The 1,643-nt window shown below is 61.1% G+C and carries 2 protein-coding genes; both read right to left on the reverse strand.

Annotation, left to right across the window (positions count from 1 at the left end):
• Nucleotides 1-851 (reverse strand): hypothetical protein (locus QVO51_RS01285; protein ID WP_288167710.1); only part of this gene is annotated, 851 nt, incomplete at its 3' end.
• Between the two features lie 177 nt (nt 852-1,028).
• Nucleotides 1,029-1,643 (reverse strand): ribosomal RNA small subunit methyltransferase A (locus tag QVO51_RS01290; RefSeq protein ID WP_288167711.1); only part of this gene is annotated, 615 nt, incomplete at its 5' end.

Here is a 1,643-nt window from a genome sequence, read left to right on the forward strand (position 1 = left end):
TACAGCAGGCATCCTGCCGCCAGGTTCAGAAGCAGGAGGATAGCTGTCGAATCCGTCCCCAGCAGCAGTTGTCCTGCTCCCTGAATCGCCAGGAACAGCAGGCACACAGCACCCTTATGAAAATCCGCAAAGTATCCGGCAGCCATACCGGACAGGGCAAGGAATGCAGCAGCGCCCCCCAGTTCCCGGCTGCAAAGCATCAATCCGGCGGAAGCCAGCACACCGCAGACGGTGCCCCCGGCAATGCCGTAGCGTTTTGCCCCCTGCAAGATCACAAACCCGGCAAAGATCACTCCCAGGTTACAGATCCAAAGCTGGGCGGATCCCAGTGCCCCGGTCACCAGCAGAAAGCATACCCCGAAGGCGCAGCCATTCGGCTCGCTGTATCCCCCGGCGGCAGGGCGAAAGGCAGTCAGCGCCTCTGCGGCAAAGTATGCCGCCACCCCAGCCAGCACTGCCATGCACAGATACAGCGCCAGATCCGCCAGGTCGATGCCCCCGATCACAAAAAACAATCCGGCGGAAATACTGAGCCCGGCTGCCGCCGCCAGAGCACCCATCCCGGCACTTGTCCGCCGGGGCAGCACAAACCCGGACAGCACGATCATCACCAGGGCGCACAGCAGCACCGGTGCATCCCCCAGGGTTCCCTGGGTCACGGAGGCAAACAGGCTCCCAGCCAGAACCGCCACCCCCTGAAGGGGGGACACCACCGCCGCCAGGGAGACCTGCAAGGGGGAGGAAAATTCCCCGAACCGGGCACCGGTCAGCAAAAAAGCGCTGACACCGGACAGCAGCAATGCCCCTGCCTGTCCCCGTGTCAGACGCTCGGTTGTACGTTCCTTGATCATATGTATCCGCCCACTTTCTCCATCCGTTTCATTGCGACAGCACCGCATGCTCTTTGTGCGATGCTGCTTTGATACAGAAAGTATACCACGGCAGGCAGGCGGAATCCTGTCGCAAGCCCTTGCAGCATTCCGGTTGTTCCGGCGGCATTCCATTGGGAAATGCAGGGGCAATGAAAATTATGCCGACTGCAGGATCCGGGCAAGGGCAAACAGCTGTTCCATGGTCAGCTGCTCTATCCGGGCAGCAGGCGCAAGCCCTGCCTGCTCCAGGGCATCATACACCGCCTGCTTCGGGATCCCCAGCAGGGAGGCAAGACTGTTGGCGAGGGTCTTGCGCCGCTGGGAAAAGCCTGCCTTCACCATCCGGAAGAAAAAGCCCTCATCCAGCCCCTCCGGATGGGGATTTTCGTGCAGATCGATGCGGATCACCGCCGAGTCCACGTTGGGTGCCGGCATAAAGCTGCCCCGTGATACCGGGAACAGCTGTCTGGCTTCCCCGTAGTAATGGACTCCCACCGTGATCGCCCCTGCCTCCCGGGTACCCACCTGGGCGCAGAGCCGCTGGGCCGCTTCCTTCTGCACCATGACGGTAATGGAGGTGAGGGGCAGCCGGCTTTCCAGCAGCAGCATCAGAATGGGTGAAGTAATATAATAGGGCAGATTGGCACATACTGCAACGGGAAGCCCCCCGAACTCCTGCCGGAGCAATGCCGCCACGTCAATTTTCATAATATCCCCCGGCACGATCTTCACGTTGTCAAAGTCCGCCAGGGTCTCCTCCAGCACCGGCAG

Source organism: Ruminococcus sp. CAG:379 (assembly GCF_000434255.1).
Classification (GTDB): domain Bacteria; phylum Bacillota; class Clostridia; order Oscillospirales; family Ruminococcaceae; genus Ruminococcus_F; species Ruminococcus_F champanellensis.